Genomic DNA, 19637 nt, shown 5'->3' with positions numbered 1-19637 from the left:
TTTTAAATCAGACGGTTAGGATAAATGTAATTTATGACACTTTGATAAAATAAGGAATCTGAAATCGATATTTGATCTGCGAGAGTTTATTTTACCAAAAGTTAAAATCCAATAAAATCAAACACTAAGTATAAATAAAACTGCCATTTTTCCTTAACCATTTTGTCATTTAAACGTGCAACAGTAGCGCCCATCAAAATTCACATCTAAATGATATTAGGGTTTAATTTATGTTTACGTTGTCAAAAATTTCTCGTTCTGTATGTCTTGTTTGCAGTATTAGTGCCGCAATTCCGTCTTTAACTCAGGCTCAGCAGGCACCTGATGCCGCAACAAATAAAAACTTAGAAAGTATCATTGTTACAGGAACTCGTTCTTCAGAAAAAACCGTATTTGATTCCAGCGCCCCAATTGATCTAATTGCTGCAGATGAATTGATGGCAACAGTATCGGAAGACTTATCAGATACCCTCGCTCAATTGGTGCCTTCTTATAAAGTACAAAGATTACCTATGGCCGATGGCCAAGTATTTGTTCGCCCCGCGTCTTTACGGGGTTTATCAGCCGATCACACATTGGTATTAATCAACGGTAAACGCCGCCACCGTTCAGCCCTTTTAGGCGGCAATGGTGCACAAGCGCCCGACCTATCGCAAATTCCCGCTTCAGCAATTAAACGAATTGAGGTTTTACGCGACGGTGCATCGGCCCAATACGGCTCTGATGCGATTGCAGGGGTAATTAACATCATATTGGATGATAGCCAAGGACTTGAAGGCTTTGTCCAATACTCTGAATATGCCGAAGGAGACGGAGAAAATATCAGAACAGGTATTAAAGGCGGAATGGAATTAGGCAATGATGGTTTTGTCACCATCAGTTTTGAATATGCAGATGCGCAGAAAACCTCCCGCAGCCGACAACGTCCTGACGCGATCCAGTTCGCAGCAGATCACCCTGAGGTGGAAGTCCCTAATCCAGTACAAAACTGGGGACAGCCGGAGACAGAAACCTGGCGAATCGCATTGAATTCAGGTTTAGACACCCAAATCGGCATGACTTATTTGTTTGCAACTTTTGGTCAAGGTGAGGGCTTAACTGATTTTAACTGGCGTAATCCAGACAGCACCAGCGCTTTTAATTTAACTGATGTCTTTCCTGACTTTGATCTAAGGGAAACCTATCCTGCCGGCTTTTCTCCCCAGTTTGGTCATGAAGACAGCGACCACTCAGTTAATCTTGGAATCAAGGGCACTTTATCTAACGATATTGATTGGGATCTTAGTGTCGGTTTTGGACAAAACCGTATCGAATATAACATGTCCAATAGTATTAATGCCTCGCTAGGCCCAGCAAGTCCAACCGATTTCTATATTGGTGAATTAAATCAAACCGAAACCAACGTTAATGCCGATTTTAATTATCTATGGGCTTCATCCATGTTAAATGACGCAGCGAATATTGCATTTGGCGCAGAATATCGTAAAGAAACTTATGAAATAAAACCCGGTGATTTGGCCTCTTATGAAATAGGCCCAGGAGCAGTTGTGGGTTTGCCGTCTGGATCAAATGGTTTCCCAGGATTTTCGCCAAATCAATCAGGAGAATCCAGTCAAAATAGCCAATCAGTTTATGTGGATATAGATTTACCAATAAGCGAACTATTAACGATTGGCTTAGCCACACGCTATGAAAAATATTCAGAATATGGCAACGGTAAATTGACCGGTAAACTCTCTGCGCGCTATGAAATCAATAGTGACTTAGCGCTTAGAGGAACTGTATCCACAGGATTCAAAGCGCCTACACCAGGGCAACTATTTAGTGAGCGTACTTCCCAAGGACTAGACACCAATACCCTAAATATTTTCACAACCGGACGTTTTTCACCTGAAGGTGATGTGGCAGCGGTATTGTCACAACGTGAAGACGTGACAATCAACCCCCTTGAAGCGGAAGAATCAAACAATCTGAGCGCAGGAATAGTTTATCGTCATGACAGCGGCTTTCACTCATCATTAGATTTCTATCGAGTAGATGTAGATAATCGCTTGAGCACCTCTTCTACTTACACGGTAAGCGATGAGGAAAGAATACAATTTGCATCTTTAGGTGTACCGGGTGGCGAGAGTATTACCCGCGTTAACTTTTATCAAAATGACTTTGATACGCGCACCACAGGGATAGATGTAGTAATAGGTTATACCACTGATCTAAACCAAGGTGTTTTATCGGTAACCTCAGCGCTGAATCACAACAAAACTGAAGTACTTAATGGAAGTCTAGTTGGCAACGACACCACCCGTAACCGTTTCGAAAATATCCTGCCGCAAAATACCGCGAACCTTAGCCTAAATTATCAAATGGACGTCGTTAGTGTGATGGCGCGAGTTCGCTACTACGGCTCTTGGACTGACTATTCAGGGAACAGTGATGGAGACGTTTTCCAAGATTTTGATGGCGAGTTTTTCACTGATATATCGGCCTCTTATAATGTGAGTGAAAAACTGACGTTAAACTTTGGGGCAGAGAATATTTTTGACTCATATCCACAAGAAGCGGTTTATCAAGCAAACCGAGGCTTAATATATTCCCGTAACGCTCCATACGATACCGATGGGCGCAATCTATACATTCGTGCATCGTTTCAACTTTAAAGCTAGTAGATATTTGTAAACTTTGTATACATATAAACCAGTGCTCTTGCAGCACTGGTTTTTTGTTTGCGGCTAGCAGTATTAACAATAAAAGGTATTAAACAAATCAGCATAGCAGATGACTAATCTGGCTCTTCTTGGTGTTTGATGGGCAGTTTCGCTTCTATCGTTTTTTTAGGTTCTTTATCCAAACCCAAAAAATAATCAGCAAACCTTGCCATATCACAAGGTGAAGAACTAACATCAACTGCATCTTCCACCTTTTGTATGCTTTTTTTCAGCTTTTTTATTTGTCTCGGGTTCATAGTCACACTCACATTAGAGTAAGTTAATTACTCACAACATTGTGCTTAATAGTATAAGACAATCTAGGATTTTTTCTGTTCAGTAAAGACGATAACGTTAACAAACTCTATGCTCTCGAGTTGAGTTAACTCTGCATATTTTTATTCCCTAACACTCCGATAAACTGTCAAAAAAATTAACATTTAAATAACAAATTAAAATTAAGCTACTGAATATTAATAATATTTTATTTTGGCTTGGAATATGCAAAAAAACCAGAGTGCAAATTTAAAAATTTGTGAAAATCTAAATTAAAAAGGAAGTATTATGAATTTTTCTAAATTAATGAAATTAGCAGTTTTAGGTTCGGCGTTTATGACAATGTCTAGTCAAGCAACATTGGTCACTAAGACTTTTGATAATGGCGACTCATTGGCAGATTTTTCTGTAGACCGTGCTGCGCCAGCGGGATTCCAAATTATAAATAATGAACTTGTGATGAGTATTGATGGTTCAACTTTTGGTACTGGCCCCAGTGCATTTTACGATACTCAAGGTATGAAAATCGACACTACTGGCTCAAACTTCGTATCAGTAGATATGTACATTGATTCGGCGTGGTCTAATAGCGAGCGTTTCGCTGGTATGTGGGGAGTTGGCAAAAATGATACGAATGATATATCTAGCTACCCCATTATAGAATTTCAAGGACCCGGAGTTACCGATCCTAGCGCTGGTTTAGCAATATGGGATAACGCGTGGGTTGACCTATCAACGCTTTTTAATCTAGATGAATTCAACACGATTGCTTACAAAGCTGCGAATAACGGAGTGCAGTATTTTGTTAATGGCACTATGGTGTACTCAGAAACAGCATCTGGTACAAGCTCATTTGGTGATATTATTTTGAACGCTAAGAATGATGGAAATTCATTTGATGTGCGTTATGACAACCTAACTTATGGTGTGGTATCTGAACCAGGCGCAATTGCACTGCTTGGTTTAGGCATGTTCGCTATGGGTTTGCGTCGCCGCAAATCTTAAATAGCTAAAAACAAAAAGGGTCAGTGTGAAACCCATAATGACCCTTTTTATTATATTGAATGAACAGAAATAAAGTTTAACGTGGTTGATTGTGATAATGCCCAATAAGTGCCGCGCCTAAAAATATAAACATAACGCACATTACACCTAACATCCAAAAATGAGTGATTTCGAATTCTTGCATGATATTACCCTCGTTTATTTTTAATCGGTTATTACCACTTACCCGCATAAAAAATTCGGTAAAAAGCATAACCTATTAACATGATTGTTATTATGATGATAAATACTTGTAAAAAAATATGCCAGAACATGTTACTTCCTTTTTCAATTTGTTTTACTATTTGCAACAACTTGCGCGTTATATTCCACTGAATTGAAATACTTATCTTTACCAGGGCACAGTAAGTTAGTAGTAACACCTACAAATACCGTCAAAATCAGCATAATGTAAGAGTTAGGAATATCTGCCATTCCTAGCACCTGTAGCAGGTTGGTAAAAGACCAGACGGTATTAACGCACCACACACAAGCTAATGTAATTGCCGCACCTATGCTTGAACGCTTCCAAAATAAGCCGCTTACGATCAACCACAATACCGGCATTAACCACGCAAGAACCCAACCAACAGACGCCAATATTTGCGGTAAGAACGAGCCCACCATAATGGCAATAATGGATAACACCACAATTACGATTCGTGTCACCTTGGCGATTTCTTTTTCTGTCGCGTTTTGACGGTAAAATCGACGATAAATATCGTTACTAAAAATGGTAGCTGGTGCCAAGGCAGTCATCGCAAAAGACGAAAGTATTGCCGCCATAAATGAACCCAGTAATAGAATCACCAACCAACCAGGAAGCATATTAACCAACATGGTCGTGGCCGCTGTCTTCGGACCCAAGGCTGCAAATTCTGGAATTGATTTAGCCGTTAGGCCTATCACGCAAATGAAAACCCCAAACATGCCGTTAATAGGCGCAGCAATCCAAAGTGCTTTAACGATGGTTTTTTCATCTTTTGCACTCATGCAAACTTGCAATAGCGGCTGATTGGCCGGTTGGCTAAATACCAACGCAACAACCAAACCAAACGCGAATGTCCATAATAAATGTGGATTTCCAAACACCGACAAGGCTTCTTCGTTACCGCTGCTGACATAAAAATCGGCAACCGAACTAAAATCGTTGTTTGGAAGTTGGAAGGCAATAAATAAGGTAGCCAGAATAACAGCTATATACATGAGGATGGCGTTTACCACATTTATCCAACCCACCTCTTTTATACCCGCTAACACCACGTAGAGTATCCCTAATACTCCACCAGCGATTGCGCTGTATTGCACATTCCACCCGGTCATAGCCGAGAGCAAAATCGCCAGACCTTGGGTTTCTAAGGTTAATACGCCAAAAATGGAGCCAGCCATCACGCAGCCCACCACCACTCGAATCCCTGGGTTATATAAATCTTCGAGCAATTGAGGTACAGAATTCACCCCAGTGCGACGCATCCACAGGCCGGTACTCAAACAAACTATCACCAACAAAATGACATGTGCTATTGAGAACCACAACGAGGTCGCTCCCATATCCCATGACAGTTCGAAAATGCCCATAATATGCGGCGTACCTAGCACAGTAAGAGCCAAAGTGGCGGCAATCACAGTGACGCCTAACTGGCGTCCGCCATGAGTAAACTCGGCATCATGGGCAACAGTGCTCTTTTTAGATTGCCTTGATACGTAATAACCGACTCCACCAATTAGAATCAGTTCATAAGCAAGCACACAGATAATTAGGGTTATATTCACGGATTTACTCTCCTAAATGCGCGACAGGATCGCTGTGACAAAGCGCAGAGTCACTACTTGCAGCAGGTTTGATAGTTTGTGTCGGTTTAGTGTTTTTGGGCGGATAAATAACAGCACTAACAGAACCAATTCCAATGCGTAATCCATTTTCTGATTGGCAATAACCGGAAATTTCAATCTCATCCCCATCTTCAAGAAAAAAACGTTTCTCACCGCTGGGTAAATGGATTGGATGTTGCCCGCCTTGGGTAATTTCAAGTAAAGAGCCGGCCTCACTTTCGGTGGGCCCAGATTGCGTTCCCGACCCAAGAAGATCACCAGAATTAAGGTTGCAACCAGTCTGCGTATGATGGGTTATCATCTGCGCTATAGTCCAAAATGCATGTTTAAACGTGGTTTGACTTAACTTGAATGCTGGAATTCCTTGATGTCGCATTTGTTCAGTTCTAATGTGACATGTCATTTGAATATCGAATCCCCCTAAAAGGCTATTCTCATTGCTTTGTAAATTTACAACTTCAGGCCTATCTTGGTAATTCGTTGGCGGCACTCTAAATGGTGCCAAGGCTTCAGCGGTAATAATCCAAGGCGAAATACTGCTTATAAAATTCTTCGACAAAAACGGACCTAAAGGCTGATATTCCCAAGCTTGAATATCCCGCGCTGACCAATCGTTTAGCATACTAACGCCAAAGAAGTGAGCATCGGCCTGCTGAATGCAAACCGGCTCAAATGACTCCGTAGATTGACCGATGAAAATTCCCAGTTCAACTTCATAGTCGAGTTTCGCAGTGGCTGTTAATTCTGGTTGTTGAGTATCGGCATTTAAGGTTTGCCCGATAGGACGAAAAACCGGTATACCAGAAGGGTGAATACTTGATGCTCTGCCATGATAACCAATGGGCAGCCACTTATAATTTGGAAGCAAAGGGTTATTTGGTCTAAATAATTTCCCTACCGAAGTCGCATGATGAATTGACGAATAAAAGTCAGTGTAGTCACCGATTTGACAAGGCAGACAAAAACTTACGTCAGCGCTTGGAATTAACGCCTTCCTAACGGCCATTTCATGCTGAGACCCATCCGTTAAGGCATTAGATAACGCTTGCCGAAACGCCACAGAGAACTCTCGCCCTAAAGACATAAAACGTTGCAAACAGGTTTCCCTTAGCGCGTCGAGTCCAATTTGCGCTTTACCACTGAAAATCCGCTGCAATCCGAGGGTGTGAAGGTTAATCACAAAGTCACCAATAGCGACGCCACAGCGTGGTATCTGTTCGGCGTCAATAAAGACCCCAAACGGCAAATTTTGAATTGGGAAACTCGGGTGCCCGTTGGCACTTTTCAGCCAACTTATTAGTGACGGATTATGAGTTTCATCTACAAAAGGATTGTGTTGCGCGAGTTTAATATCTGATTCCACGTTTCATCATCTCCGTGCCGATAACAGCGGCTTTCTTTTTTAATTTACTGATTAACGACGGCTCTAGTTTTTGGCTAAAGCGAGAAGACGGTGTTAACACCACAATGGCAGCAATTGGCTGACGGATACTATTAAAGATTGGCACCGCCACTGCACATATTCCTAAATGCAACTCTTCCTCATCCGTGGCATACCCTTGTTTGTTGTAATCAATCAGTCGTTGGCGTAATTGTTGTTTATCCGTAATGGTATTGGGGGTTATTTTCTCAAGCTCCCCCTTCAACAACATATCTACCCGCTCGTCGTGAATGTATGAAAGTATTGCTTTGGCACCGGCTGCGGTGTGTAATGGCAGGACTTCGCCCGGTGGAAGCACCACTTTTAACGGCAGGTTAGAAGGAGCGGAGTAAGTAGGTACAGTAGAGTTACCTAACCATATTTCCAAAGTAACCGTTTCTTGTAATGAGTCTCTAAGCTCGTCTATATGAGGTCTTGCTAAATGCAGAATTTCATCAAAATTGACATCTGCCATGGTCATTGCAAGCTGATAGATAGCCGGTCCTAGCCAATATTTGCCTGTTTCTTTGTTTTTATATACAAATTCATGCTCGGCCAACTTCATTAACAACCGAGACACGGTTGCTTTATGAATGTCCAATTTCCTGCCTAGACTCGTAGTGCCAACTTCTTGATTTTCTTTGGCCAGTTCGATGAGAATACGAATGGCTTTGTCTACGGTAGACGATGAGTCACATTCTTTCATAGCGCCCCCTAATATTGGTTAAACAGATATTACTGCCGACGCTAAATTCCGCAATAAAGGTGTCTCACTATTTGAGACAAAAAGTTTATATAGTGTATTTAATTTGTGAACACTTTGTAAGAAGGGAGGTTTGAAAATTAATCATTGAGCGGCAAAAGCCCATAGCAGGGTGCATTCTGCTACAGGCAAAAAACAGCGTATTACTCGGGTGAACCGACCTGAGAGCGCAGGATACCGATACCTTCAACTTCCAGTTCAATGTTATCTCCCGGTTCTATCCATCGCTCAAGTTCGTCACCACAACCAAAGGCGATGGTACCAGAACCAATAAAGTCCCCCGGATAGAGTGTCTCAGACTTTGATACATGCTCTATGATTTGGGCAAAGCTCCAATACATGTCAGATGTATTGCCCGACGACCAAGTTTCTCCATTTATTCGTGCTTCCATTTTCAGGTTTGCAGGATCAATTTCATCGGGTGTAACCAGACAAGGTCCCATTACGTTCCCCATATCCATATCTTTTCCCTTCGCAGGCCCTAAAAGCATAGTGATTTCCTGCTGAAGAACGTCTCTTGCACTAATATCATTAAATATGGTGTAACCGGCAATATAAGACGCTGCATCTTCAGCACTTATATTGCGTCCCGTTTTGCCTATATAAATACCGAATTCCAATTCAAAATCGAGCTTTTTAGTATACTTTGGCCATGGGATGATGCTGTTATTACCGCAAACCGTGCTTGTATTACCTTTGTAATAAAGCGGCTGTTGATACCAAAGCTCTGGAATCGGTTTACCCGTTCGTTTTTCAAAATTCTTGGCGTGGGTTTCGAAGCTGATAGTATCGCGTATGGAATTTGGACGTAACACAGGGGCGAGCAAAGTAACTTGCGACATCAAAAATTGTAAAGGCTGGTTGTCAGGTCCAAACATGGGTTGATTATTTGTGTAGCGAGATTTAACAAAATTCAATCCTTTTTTCGCCTCTTCCATGCTGTAGCTGCCGCCTTGTAACAGCAACAACATATCAGCGGGAACAATTGCATCGGCTATTTGCTGGCAACGCTCAGTATCAGTGTGCTGTTTCAAATAAAACGCGTAAGCGAAATTAAGATCGACAACATACTCGCGCAATTGCGCACCTATACGGTTGATCGGTCCAAAGGGAGAGTCGACAGAAAAAGAAATAAGTTTCATAGGTGTAATCCTTGCCAAATAATATTTGTCGTTAATAAAAACGAGTTTTAGTTTCGATAAGCTGGGTTAATTGTTTGCAATGAAAAGCTTTAGTTGACGCAGCAAACGTTCGTTATTTATTGCCACTTTTTTGTCACCGCGCCCGTCGTGATACTGATACCAGCCCTCACCGGATTTTAATCCTAATTCCCCACGCTCAACTTTATCGATAAGTTGTTGCGAGGGTAAATCGGCTTTGCTTAACGTTGGGAAAATGTTGGCTGATGCCCTAGCTGCGGTATCTAAGCCAATCATATCCTCGGCTTCCATTGGTCCAAGGCACGCAAGCCTGAAACCATAACTGGCCTTTACAGCAGTATCTAAGTCTTCAGGTGAGACTACCCCTTGCTCCAACAAATAATCGATTTCTCGCTCCATTGCACCGGTTAGACGGTTAATGATAAATCCCGGAATTTCTTTTCTAACCAAAACCGGCTGTTTGCCAATTGATTTCATTAGTTCAAGGGTTAAATCAATAGTCTGTTGTGAGGTCTGCGCACATTTATGCACTTCTACTGCAGGAATAATATGTGCAGGATTAAAGTAATGCAGGCCAATCAAACGATGCTGCGTGGCCATTTTGGCGCCGACTTCAGACACCGTCATACTGCTGGTATTAGTGGCTAGAATAATATTTTCAGGTAACTTATCTAGGCGCTCGAACAATGATTGTTTAAGCTCAATAAGCTCAGGTAGCACCTCAATCACCACATCCGTCGATGAGAGATACTCAGCGACATCGGTGGTTGCTGTGTAGCTAATTCGCTGAAGTATATATTCTCGGTTTTCGGTGATTAATTGATGTTTTTTAAACTGCTCTAAATTACGCGCGATGCCATTTTCACATCGCACTAAGGCTTCTTCCGAAATATCATATACATCGACTTGTAAACCGGCTTGCGCAAAACCTTGCGCAATTCCTTCACCCATTACGCCCGCGCCAATTACCGCGACGCGCTTAATTTGCTTTATTTGTTGAGAAACCATGACTAATCACCCGATTTTTGGATTTAATTTGTTAAACTTTCGTTAACAATAGTAAGGGTGATAAGTATTCATCAGCAAGATAGGCGTTTCACCATATGAGACAATCTGCAGTATATGCGCAAATAATGCCACAACAGGGCCCACAGTTTACTTTCAAAGCGTTTCAACATGTGAAACACATGCATTGACCGGAGAATCGACCATTCGTAACCTAGATTTAACAAATTTATTACATTGATCGTTTCACGAAAATGCATTGGCGCATTGAGGAGTACTTATGAGTAATGTTGTACAAAGACGTTTTAAAAGAAACCCACTGGCACTAGCGGTTTGTACGCTTTTGCTAAATCCCATGGTTGGTAATAGTCAGCTATTTGCACAAGAACAACCCAACATCGCTGAAGAAGAAGCGGTAGAACAAATTCTTGTTTATGCGCGTAAACGCGGTGAACAGGAAAAAGATGTTCCCGTTTCTCTCACCGCAATGACTGGTGATGAGTTGACTCAAGCTGGTGTTTCTGACATTACCAGTTTATTTGCCCTGATGCCTGGAGTGGAAAATAACGCAGACGGCAGTCGTATCGCTAACAAACCTGCCATTCGCGGTGTAGGCTCTACCGAAAACTCATCAATCAGAGCTAAGGTCACCACCTTTATTGACGGCATTCCCATTGTCGGTGCTCAAGGGATGAGTTCTTTTGCAGGTTTACAGCAAGTAGAAGTACTTCGTGGCCCACAAAGTTCCGCTTTTGGTCGCTCTACATTTGGTGGTGCGATTAATTATGTTACCCGCGATCCGGATCCTTCTGGTGATTTAGAGTTTGATGTTAGAGGCAGACTTGGAACAGATGAAACCCGAGATGTTAGCCTGTCATTAATTACCCCCTTAATAGAAGATAAGCTGGCCGTGGCAGTCACCTTAGAGTCAAATAACTATGGTGGTCCAAGTGAATGGGTAACCACATCGGGTGATCAATTAGGCGCGAGAAAAGACAGCCTAGGTTCTGTGAAACTAGTGTATACACCCACCGATAATATTAAAGCTGAATTGATGTACCTCAACCAAAAAATTGATGACGGTCACACGGCTGTATTGTTTGCTAACCTTGACCAACTTGAGCCCTACGCCCTTGATAGTGACGGTTTATGTGTCATCAATGGCGGCAGTAACGCCTGTGTGATAAACGGCGAAATCGATCATATAGAGCCTTATTTTGACTACAACTTTGATCACGCGGTTAACCCCGTCGTTAATCCTGGTACACGGGTTGATCGTGAACGGATTCAAGGCTCAGTAGAGATTGAGTTTGATAACGGCATGGCGTTAACAGTCTTAGGCGCTGTCACTGACGAAGTGGGTGATACCTCTTTTGATCGTGATGCCTACAATGATGTGACCACCATACATGTGGCCTCTTCACCAGAAAGCGATGAAACTTATGCTGAAGTGCGTTTGGCCTCATCAGACGAAGGAGACTTTAACTGGTTAGTCGGTGCTTCTTTATATGAGTACGACTATTTGAATACGGTATATGCGAATAAATCTACCGGTGCGGTGATGGACTTATATTCTGAAGGCGCAAGAAATATCGGCGTATTTTTCAACCTTGGTTATCAATTTACCGACCGTTTAACTGGCTCGATCGAAGGACGTTACCAATCTGATGAGATAGACAGTGTTTATCCAGAAAATGCAGCCAGAGGAGTTGACAGTGATATTCAATCCAGTAGCGATACTAAATCGTTCCAGCCTCGTATTGCCCTAAGTTATGAATTAGACAACAACAATAATGTTTATGCTCAGTTAGCTCGAGGTACTAACCCTGCAGGCTTCAATGCCAATGCCCTTGATCCAATTTTGCTGCAAACTGCCGCAGAAGAAGGCTTCGATTTAGATGCATTTCAAACCTATGAAGAAGAAGTGATTGTGAGTTATGAGCTAGGCGTAAAAGGGTATTTGCCAGACCACGACTTCCGCTATTCTTTAGCCCTCTACTATTTAGATTGGGAAGGCTACGTTCAGCCAGCTACAGCTAACTGGACTCCCTCTGATGGCGAGTTATCTGAAGGCACGACTGCAGATGATTACTACTCTCGATTATTTCTAAATACCGGAGATTTAAGTGGTGCGGGGATCGAATTTGAAGGTGAATGGCAACCAATCGACTATCTTGACATAGGTACTGCTATCTCCTACACCGGACTGGAATTTAAAGATGATGCATGTTCACCCATTCCGTTAGATTATGGTGTTGCTGCAACTTCTACTGACCCTTATAACTGTGCTGCAACTATTGGTGGCAATGCGCCGCCTATGTTATCGCGGTTCACTTGGTCTTTAAATGCTACCTACACGGTGGAACTAAACAGCGATTTAGTGTCTTATAGCCGAGTTGACTACCAATATCGTTCCAAACGTTATGTTGAGCAAATCAATACCGACTACTTACCTGCATATTCTATGGTTAATCTGCGCAGTGGTATTCGCGCCGATAACTGGTCAATCGAATTGTACGTCAATAATTTGTTTGATGAAGACTCTCCTGCAGGCGCAGTGCGCTTTTTTGATGGACGCATCTCAGGTATGTCTTACAACACTAGTGTTCGCTTGCGTGAACCAAGAACCGCTGGAATTAATCTAGCCTACAGTTTCTTTTGATTAGTGCTTTAAGAGGTATTAAGTATTATGAATATAACTAAGTCTGTTTTGCACCTTATTGGTGTGTTGGTTTTAAGCGTTTGTATTAATGGTTGTGTTAAAACGGAAGCTGAAGCTGAAACTCAAATTGCGTCACAAACTAATCCTAAGCCGAATATTATTTTTATTCTGCTAGACGATTTAGGCTACGGTGATGTGGGGTATTTAGGGTCTGAGATTAAAACGCCTAATATAGACGCGTTGGCCAATCAAGGCGTGGTTATAAGTCATAGTTATGCTTATCCCATATGCAGCCCCACTCGGGCTGCTTTAATGACCGGAAAAAACCCTCTAGGGTTTGGCATTGATGGGCCAATGGAAAACGATGCTATGCTGCCTGAGAGCCTGACAACTATGCCTGAGATGTTTCGGGATGCAGGTTACCAAACCTGGATGGTAGGGAAATGGCATTTAGGCATGGCTAAGAAGTCTGCAATGCCCCACAACCGAGGATTTGATGATTTTTATGGTTTCCTAGGTGGTTTTGTTGATTTCTATACTCATGTGTATTTTGGTGGTCTTGATTGGCAACACAATGACACCTCACTGCGAGAAGAAGGACATGCCACTGATTTGTTAGCCCACAAGGCAATCGAAAAAATCCAAAATTATAACAACGATGCTCCCTTTTTCATGTATTTATCATTAAATGCACCACATACGCCTTTGCAATATGTGCCTGAGCCAATTTACGACTATAGCGCGATACCATCGGCTGACCGTCGTGTATTTGCTGACATGACATCTCATGTTGATCAGCGTATTGGTGAAGTACTTCAAGCACTTGAAGACAAAGGTATTGCCGACAACACCTTAGTGGTATTTATGAGCGATAATGGAGGTAACTTGGAAGCGGGAGCGAACAACGGCCAACTGTTAAAAGGCAAAGCTAGCGCCTACGAAGGCGGGGTTCGTGTACCTACCATTGTGCGCTGGCCAGCAGGTTTGAGTAAGAAGAATATTGCAGAATCACCACTTTTTACGCAAGACTGGCTGCCCACTTTACTAGACGCCGCGGACATCCAATATGATCCAGCTAATTTTGATGGTCAGAGTATGTTTACGCTGTTAAAAACAGGAACCACAGACAATACTCAAAGGACAGTTTTACTTGGTACGGCAAAATCAAAAGCCGTGTATCAGTGGCCGTTTAAACTGATAAAAGAAGGTACTGATACTTTGTTGTTTAATCTGCTAGAGGACGAATTTGAACAACATAATTTAGCCGCAATGCACCCAGATTTAGTAGCTGCCTTGTCAAAACAGTTAACCTCAAGAACAGCGCTCCCTTCAAAAGCGGCGAAAGGTCCTCCTCCAGAATCGCTTTTTTATGGACCTGACGGTAACTTTATCTACGATATACGTAAACCCGAAACCCGTGCTCCTTGGGTGGAAACAGCAGAATAATAATTAGCTAACAGGTGCAGTAATGAATTCAGAATACACTCAAGACGTCGCGTTTAATTCAGATTTTGGTGCATTACAAACACCTGTTCACATCACTACTGCAGCCCTACTATCGGGTTGGCCTGCACATAAATTTGCAGGCCATTTTCGGTATTTAGATTTAGCTTGCGGGAATGGACATACCTTAACGCTATTAGCGGATGCCTACCCCGAAGCTGAGTTTATTGGAGTAGACATCAATCCAACACACATTGAACAAGGGCAAACACTCGCCCGCCAAGCAAATTTAAAAAATCTACAATTTTTCTGCAGCGATATAGCCGATGCTGGGCAATTAAACCTGAAGGAGTTTGATTATTGCACGGCCAGTGGCGTATTTTCGTGGCTCGATGAAAAACGCCAAACAGATTTATTCGATGTTGCGACCCGTGCACTTGCACAAGGAGGCTTATTCTTTTTAGATTACTGTGCCTTACCGGGTATTACTCAAAACGCGACTTTGTATGGCATGTTGCAACAACTCTCCACCGAGTATTCTGGATCTAGTGCTGAGAAGCTCAAAGGGGCGAGTCAGTTACTGGCTGAAGTCAGAGGAAATAACGGCCAATTCTTCCAACAAAATGGTCAAGCAAACGAGCGTTTTTCCCGATTACTTGCAAATGCCCCAGAGGATGAAGCCCACGAAGTGCTCAACCTGCAACCTCGCAGCGTTTGGAGTCGCGACATTATTGCAAAAGCAAAAAGTGTTGGGCTTGAGTTTATCGGCAGTGCGGGCCTACATCATAATATAGCCGAATTTTCTGCACACTTGGGACTACCAGCTAATAGCGAACAGTTTTCAGTGGCAACACAGCAAATGTTGCAAGATATAGCTTGGAATATTGCACAACGTAAAGATATTTATTGTAAAGGGGCCAAACCTTCAACCTCGTCATTGTTACAAAGAGTTGGAGAATGTCATTTTTATTTTGCGCCAGGCGCCCTTAGCGATAACATGATTGGCCACATTACGACTCAATTTCCAGCCGCCAACCTACTCACCCCGACTATTGTATCTTTGCTTAGAGATCATGCAGATTGCAGTACGATAAACGCGTTGATCAATAAATTATGTGACCGTTTCCAAGCGAAACTAGCCAGTCCTTTTTTAGAAGCTGAAAAGCTAGTGACTCAATTGCTGGCTACTCGGGTTATGTCATTGGCGAAACCAATTGCCCCATCTTCGCCACAAGGTACTTTATGTATGCCTTCTTTATTGAATCAAACCTTGCTAAAACAAGATATTCATCTTGAGCATGGAAGACCCCTTGCTTCGCCGTTGATTGGTACACGTTTGCTGTTACCTATCAAAGATAGATTGTATTTATGGGCGTTGGTATTCGGTGACGTTGGTGCGGCATGGGATAAATTAGGCGACTTGCAGAATGCGTTTCATGATGCAAATGGTCAACCGATAACGAAACAAACCTTTGCAGCAATTATTGCTCAAAGCCAACCCGCTTTTAATCAACGGGTTGTGCCCGAGCTGTTACGCTTGGGCATTCTTCAATACCGTTAATTGCAAGGCCTTTAATTGCAAGAGAAGCCACCATCGATATTAATCACTTCGCCAGTCACTAAGTTTGAAGCAGCGGATGCTAAAAACATAAAGATTCCATTAAAGTCTTCAGGCTCTCCTAGGCGTCCTAACGGGATTCGACTTAGCACATCGGCGCGTTTGCCGGCAGCTTCTGGCTCAAACAACCAACTCGTTAATGCCGAGCGAAATACTGTAGGCGCGATGGCGTTAACACAAATATTATGTGGTCCAAGTTCCACGGCTAAAGAACGAGTAAGCATATTGACTGCAGCCTTAGATGTACCATACGCGGAAGTACCGGCAGCGGTAGCAAACTGAGCACGCACCGAGGAAACTAAGATGATTTTTCCGCCACGACCTTGCTCGGTCATCACTTTACTGGCTTCCCTTGATACCAGCCAGCTTTGTTTTACATTGGCGTCCATGACTCTATCAAATTCTTCTGGGCTCATTTGTGCGATAGGTTTTACAACAGCCGTACCTGAGGCACAGACTAAAATATCGAGTGGATGTTTATGCGTTGCATGTTTGAGCATGCGCTCTACCACTTCTTCGTTTTCCGGTCTGCCCACAAAATAGGAAACCTCTACCCCGTAAGACTGAATTTCCTGTGCAAGGGCCGATAATGTCTCACTATTCGAGCCTGTTAATGTAATGTTTGCACCTGCTGCGGCCAACGCTTTTGCTGCTGCCGATCCTAACGCACCCGTAGCACCAACTACGAGGGCTGACTTGCCATCAAGGCTAAATAAAGATGCTGGTGAAGTTTGTTGCATAATTGTAACTCCCTTAAGTTTCAAACTGACAATAAATTGCCTCCAACCCAAGTATTCTGCAGTCTAAGCCTAAAAACCATTTAAATTTAAATAGTGTTTCAATAGTTAAGACAACCCTGTCGAAGCGTCCCTTTTCCCGTGCAATACTCTTTTCACACCTTGCAACTGTGGATAACAAAATGACCGTTAGAACAGAACCAAACACTGGCCTTCAATTTGTAGAGTTGAGCCACCCATGGCATCACAATCAACCCGTTTTGCCTGGACACGATGAACTTATTCTATACCGTTCAGTGAATCACGCGAAACATGGTGTGATGAGCCAGAAATTTAAAACGACTTTTCATACTTCAACACATGTTAATGCGCCTATTCATTTAGTCTCTGGTGCCAAAGGCATCGGCGAATTGCCGCTAGAAACATTCTGGGGTACAGGCGTCGTAATTTCTATACCCAAACAAAAATGGCAGCAAGTTAGCGCCGCTGATTTAGCTTCATTTGATCAATATATTAATGCCGGTGATATCGTTTTGATCAACACCGGATGGCATCACCTTTATGCTGATAGCCAAGCCTATTTTGGCCACTCTCCAGGCATCACAGAAGATGCAGCTCAATGGTTCGTGGATAAAAAAATCAAAATGTTGGGAGTAGACACTCCGCAAGTCGACCATCCTCTTGCTACCTCGTTAGGGTTGCACAGAAATGGCCCAACAATGAAACGACTAGCCCCAGAATATGAAGCTGAAACCGGCCGAAGTGCAAGTGAAGACTTTCCTGATTGGATACCAGCTCACAAATTATTGTTACAGAACGGCATTCCAACTATCGAGAATGTAGGCGGCGACCTTGACTCTGTCACCGGCAAACGCACTACCTTCCATGCCATGCCTTGGCGTTGGAATGAAGGAGATGCTTGCGTAATTCGATTAATGGCAATTTCAGATCCAAATGGGCAATACCGTATCGAACCCGGTACGAATCAGGAATAAGGAGAGCGTAATGTCACAAACAACACAAGGTTTACAGTTTTTTGATTTAAGTAATCGTTGGGGACATGGTATGCCTCAATGGCCATCTAGCCCTAAAGGTATCGCCATTAGCACCCAACAATTTCATGCCATGAATGGCTGCCAAGTACTTGAATGGGAAGGCATTATGCACCGCGGCACCCATATGGATGCACCTATTCATGTAACCGAAAACGCGCCACATTTAGATGACTTTGAGCCTTGGCGCTTTTTTGGCACCGGCGTAGTAGTGTCGATACCGAAAGGAAAATGGGGCGTAGTAACACCCGAAGATTTAGAGAAAGCCAGACCACAAATCCGCGAAAACGACATTGTGATAATCAATACTGGCAGCCACAAAAACTTGGGGGATAACGATGAATATTATCAATATTCCCCGGGACTTTATAAAGAAGGCGCTGAATGGCTGGTTGAGCACAAAATAAAATTATTGGGCATTGATGTACAAGCCTTAGACCACCCTCTTGGGACTAAATTGGTAGATCATGGTCCTGGCCCTACTCACCACCACTTATTTAAAGAATACAAAGAAGAAACAGGTCGCGATGTGATGAAGGACTTCCCACATTGGGAACCATCTCATAAAGCACTACTTGCGGCGGGGATCCCCGGTATCGAAAACGTTGGTGGAGACATCGATAAAGTCACCGGAAAACGCTGTACTTTTATGGGCTTCCCATGGCGCTGGCCTGGTGGCGATGGCTGCGGTATTCGACTTGTGGCGATTATTGACCCAGAACAATCTTATGTGATCGATAAAGGAGACGATTATGCAAGTAACTAAATTGAAAGACGCCAAAATCTATGAAGCTAGACAACATTGGGATATGGCAGGTTTACGACTACAAGGCGCAGATGCCACCAATATCGACGCATTTAGCTGTTGTTTATCTTATTTCCTTCCCGGTGGCGGTGCGGAATGGGCTTCTTCTCCAAACGAGAAAGCTTATATCGTACTCGACGGCGAAGTGACTATTCTTACCAAGGAAAATGGAACTCAAAAAGAAACGGTTTTAGGTCCACTAGACTCTTGCGTCATTGAATTTAATGAAGAACGCGCAGTTGAAAATCGCAGTAATAAAGTTGTCACTATGCTTGTAGTGATATCCAACTAGGAGGATCAGATTATGATATCTGAAACGTTGAAAAATCCATTATCTTTGTTTGACGTGAGTAACAAATCAGCATTGATTACAGGTGCATCCGGGGCCTTTGGTCGCGCTGTGGCCATCACCTTAGCATCACTTGGCGCAAAGTTGACTTTAGTGGCTGGCAACAAACAAGAATTAGAAGCAGTTGCAGAGGAATGTCGCGGAGTGGGCGGCACTGTACAAACTCTAAATTTGCGTCCAGATACATTAGAAGACGCCAATGCGATAGTGAATGCAGCGGTAGAAGCCTATGGCGATATTGAATTGATGTTTATCGGTTCAGGTTACAACAAGGCAGGTTTTATTCACGAACAAGATTATGAAGATTGGCAAGCTGTTATGGATGCTAATGTGCGTGGTAACTGGTTCATGGCTAAAGCTTATGGCACCTATCGCATCAACAATAACTTAACTGGCGGTAAAGTAGTTATGGTGTCGTCTGTGCGCGGTCGCCACGGCAATATTTCAGGCTACACAGGTTATTGCACCAGTAAAGGTGCTACCGATATGTTGACCAAAGTACTCGCTACTGAGTGGGGACAACATGGTATCAACGTCAACTCAATTGCGCCTACGGTATTCCGCTCAAAACTCACCGCTTGGATGTTTGACGAAGACAATGAATTAGGACAAGCAACTAAGCAGCGTTCTTTGTCTCGTTTACCTTTGGGACGCCTCGGCGAACCAGAAGATTTAGTCGGTATGGCGCTGTATTTATTGTCGCCTGCTTCAAATTTTTGTACAGGTCAAATTATGTACGTTGATGGCGGCTTTACAGCGGGGTAA

General features: G+C 42.9%; 16 protein-coding genes. 9 read left to right on the top strand and 7 right to left on the bottom strand.

Annotation, left to right across the window (positions count from 1 at the left end):
- The first annotated feature begins 230 nt into the window (after nucleotides 1-230).
- Nucleotides 231-2657, top strand: coding sequence for a TonB-dependent receptor plug domain-containing protein (locus ABWV72_RS12680; RefSeq protein ID WP_353370921.1), 2427 nt, complete (start codon nucleotides 231-233; stop codon nucleotides 2655-2657).
- Between the two features lie 122 nt (nucleotides 2658-2779).
- On the opposite strand, the gene ABWV72_RS12675 is transcribed toward ABWV72_RS12680, so the two are convergent.
- Nucleotides 2780-2962 carry a hypothetical protein gene (locus ABWV72_RS12675; protein WP_353370919.1) on the bottom strand — a complete coding sequence of 61 codons (183 nt, stop codon included), beginning with the start codon at nucleotides 2960-2962 and terminating at the stop codon, nucleotides 2780-2782.
- 307 nt (nucleotides 2963-3269) lie between these two features.
- Between ABWV72_RS12675 and ABWV72_RS12670 the strand changes: the two genes are divergently transcribed.
- Nucleotides 3270-3986 (top strand): PEP-CTERM sorting domain-containing protein, encoded by a 717-nt coding sequence (locus ABWV72_RS12670; RefSeq protein WP_353370917.1) that lies wholly within the window; start codon nucleotides 3270-3272, stop codon nucleotides 3984-3986.
- Between the two features lie 327 nt (nucleotides 3987-4313).
- Here ABWV72_RS12670 and ABWV72_RS12665 read toward each other — a convergent pair whose 3' ends face one another.
- The 5 genes from ABWV72_RS12665 to ABWV72_RS12645 all read right to left on the bottom strand — a co-directional run bounded on the left by ABWV72_RS12665 (nucleotide 4314) and on the right by ABWV72_RS12645 (nucleotide 10209).
- Nucleotides 4314-5798, bottom strand: a complete 1485-nt coding sequence (locus ABWV72_RS12665) for a sodium:solute symporter family protein (protein ID WP_353370915.1) — start codon at nucleotides 5796-5798, stop codon at nucleotides 4314-4316.
- Nucleotides 5799-5802: 4 nt separating this feature from the next.
- Nucleotides 5803-7221, bottom strand: a complete 1419-nt coding sequence (gene fahA / locus ABWV72_RS12660; protein WP_353370913.1) for a fumarylacetoacetase — start codon at nucleotides 7219-7221, stop codon at nucleotides 5803-5805.
- Nucleotides 7205-7984, bottom strand: coding sequence for an IclR family transcriptional regulator (locus ABWV72_RS12655; RefSeq protein WP_216047133.1), 780 nt, complete (start codon nucleotides 7982-7984; stop codon nucleotides 7205-7207). Before ABWV72_RS12655 ends, fahA begins: the two co-directional genes overlap by 17 nt.
- A 200-nt stretch (nucleotides 7985-8184) precedes the next feature.
- Complete coding sequence (locus tag ABWV72_RS12650) at nucleotides 8185-9183, bottom strand: fumarylacetoacetate hydrolase family protein (protein ID WP_342804937.1); 999 nt, start codon at nucleotides 9181-9183, stop codon at nucleotides 8185-8187.
- Between the two features lie 66 nt (nucleotides 9184-9249).
- The gene (locus ABWV72_RS12645; RefSeq protein ID WP_353370910.1) at nucleotides 9250-10209 is read right to left on the bottom strand and encodes a 3-hydroxyacyl-CoA dehydrogenase family protein; all 960 of its coding nucleotides are present in this window, start codon (nucleotides 10207-10209) and stop codon (nucleotides 9250-9252) included.
- A gap of 277 nt (nucleotides 10210-10486) precedes the next feature.
- On the opposite strand from ABWV72_RS12645, the gene ABWV72_RS12640 reads away from it, so the two are divergent.
- From ABWV72_RS12640 to ABWV72_RS12630, 3 genes are read left to right on the top strand one after another with little or no spacing between them, the layout of a single operon-like run.
- Nucleotides 10487-12868, top strand: a complete 2382-nt coding sequence (locus ABWV72_RS12640) for a TonB-dependent receptor (protein WP_353370908.1) — start codon at nucleotides 10487-10489, stop codon at nucleotides 12866-12868.
- 27 nt (nucleotides 12869-12895) lie between these two features.
- Nucleotides 12896-14314, top strand: a complete 1419-nt coding sequence (locus ABWV72_RS12635; RefSeq protein WP_353370906.1) for an arylsulfatase B — start codon at nucleotides 12896-12898, stop codon at nucleotides 14312-14314.
- A 22-nt stretch (nucleotides 14315-14336) separates the two neighbouring features.
- On the top strand, nucleotides 14337-15872 hold the full coding sequence (locus ABWV72_RS12630) for a methyltransferase domain-containing protein (RefSeq protein WP_353370904.1): 1536 nt from the start codon (nucleotides 14337-14339) through the stop codon (nucleotides 15870-15872).
- A gap of 11 nt (nucleotides 15873-15883) precedes the next feature.
- On the opposite strand, the gene ABWV72_RS12625 is transcribed toward ABWV72_RS12630, so the two are convergent.
- Nucleotides 15884-16669: an SDR family NAD(P)-dependent oxidoreductase gene (locus tag ABWV72_RS12625; RefSeq protein WP_353370902.1), complete on the bottom strand. Its 786-nt coding sequence runs from the start codon at nucleotides 16667-16669 to the stop codon at nucleotides 15884-15886.
- Between the two features lie 179 nt (nucleotides 16670-16848).
- Between ABWV72_RS12625 and ABWV72_RS12620 the strand changes: the two genes are divergently transcribed.
- The 4 genes from ABWV72_RS12620 to ABWV72_RS12605 are packed head-to-tail and all read left to right on the top strand — an operon-like array spanning nucleotide 16849 to nucleotide 19637.
- The gene (locus ABWV72_RS12620) at nucleotides 16849-17661 is read left to right on the top strand and encodes a cyclase family protein (RefSeq protein WP_216047140.1); all 813 of its coding nucleotides are present in this window, start codon (nucleotides 16849-16851) and stop codon (nucleotides 17659-17661) included.
- A 10-nt stretch (nucleotides 17662-17671) separates the two neighbouring features.
- Nucleotides 17672-18484 carry a cyclase family protein gene (locus ABWV72_RS12615; RefSeq protein ID WP_216047141.1) on the top strand — a complete coding sequence of 271 codons (813 nt, stop codon included), beginning with the start codon at nucleotides 17672-17674 and terminating at the stop codon, nucleotides 18482-18484.
- Complete coding sequence (locus ABWV72_RS12610; RefSeq protein ID WP_353370899.1) at nucleotides 18471-18815, top strand: cupin domain-containing protein; 345 nt, start codon at nucleotides 18471-18473, stop codon at nucleotides 18813-18815. The genes ABWV72_RS12615 and ABWV72_RS12610 overlap by 14 nt, the downstream gene beginning before the upstream one ends.
- 12 nt (nucleotides 18816-18827) lie before the next feature.
- Complete coding sequence (locus ABWV72_RS12605; RefSeq protein ID WP_353370897.1) at nucleotides 18828-19637, top strand: SDR family NAD(P)-dependent oxidoreductase; 810 nt, start codon at nucleotides 18828-18830, stop codon at nucleotides 19635-19637.

Source organism: Aliiglaciecola sp. NS0011-25 (assembly GCF_040370605.1).
In the GTDB taxonomy this organism is placed as follows: domain Bacteria; phylum Pseudomonadota; class Gammaproteobacteria; order Enterobacterales; family Alteromonadaceae; genus Aliiglaciecola; species Aliiglaciecola lipolytica_A.
This window is presented reverse-complemented; position numbering and strand designations above follow the sequence as displayed.

Bases quoted from the DNA above. Each gene is read 5' to 3' on its own strand.
- ABWV72_RS12680 (WP_353370921.1), top strand. From the start codon at position 231: ATGTTTACGTTGTCAAAAATTTCTCGTTCTGTATGTCTTGTTTGCAGT.
- ABWV72_RS12675 (WP_353370919.1), bottom strand. From the start codon at position 2,962: ATGAACCCGAGACAAATAAAAAAGCTGAAAAAAAGCATACAAAAGGTG.
- ABWV72_RS12670 (WP_353370917.1), top strand. From the start codon at position 3,270: ATGAATTTTTCTAAATTAATGAAATTAGCAGTTTTAGGTTCGGCGTTT.
- ABWV72_RS12655 (WP_216047133.1), bottom strand. From the start codon at position 7,984: ATGAAAGAATGTGACTCATCGTCTACCGTAGACAAAGCCATTCGTATT.
- ABWV72_RS12650 (WP_342804937.1), bottom strand. From the start codon at position 9,183: ATGAAACTTATTTCTTTTTCTGTCGACTCTCCCTTTGGACCGATCAAC.
- ABWV72_RS12645 (WP_353370910.1), bottom strand. From the start codon at position 10,209: ATGGTTTCTCAACAAATAAAGCAAATTAAGCGCGTCGCGGTAATTGGC.
- ABWV72_RS12640 (WP_353370908.1), top strand. From the start codon at position 10,487: ATGAGTAATGTTGTACAAAGACGTTTTAAAAGAAACCCACTGGCACTA.
- ABWV72_RS12635 (WP_353370906.1), top strand. From the start codon at position 12,896: ATGAATATAACTAAGTCTGTTTTGCACCTTATTGGTGTGTTGGTTTTA.
- ABWV72_RS12630 (WP_353370904.1), top strand. From the start codon at position 14,337: ATGAATTCAGAATACACTCAAGACGTCGCGTTTAATTCAGATTTTGGT.
- ABWV72_RS12625 (WP_353370902.1), bottom strand. From the start codon at position 16,669: ATGCAACAAACTTCACCAGCATCTTTATTTAGCCTTGATGGCAAGTCA.
- ABWV72_RS12620 (WP_216047140.1), top strand. From the start codon at position 16,849: ATGACCGTTAGAACAGAACCAAACACTGGCCTTCAATTTGTAGAGTTG.
- ABWV72_RS12615 (WP_216047141.1), top strand. From the start codon at position 17,672: ATGTCACAAACAACACAAGGTTTACAGTTTTTTGATTTAAGTAATCGT.
- ABWV72_RS12610 (WP_353370899.1), top strand. From the start codon at position 18,471: ATGCAAGTAACTAAATTGAAAGACGCCAAAATCTATGAAGCTAGACAA.
- ABWV72_RS12605 (WP_353370897.1), top strand. From the start codon at position 18,828: ATGATATCTGAAACGTTGAAAAATCCATTATCTTTGTTTGACGTGAGT.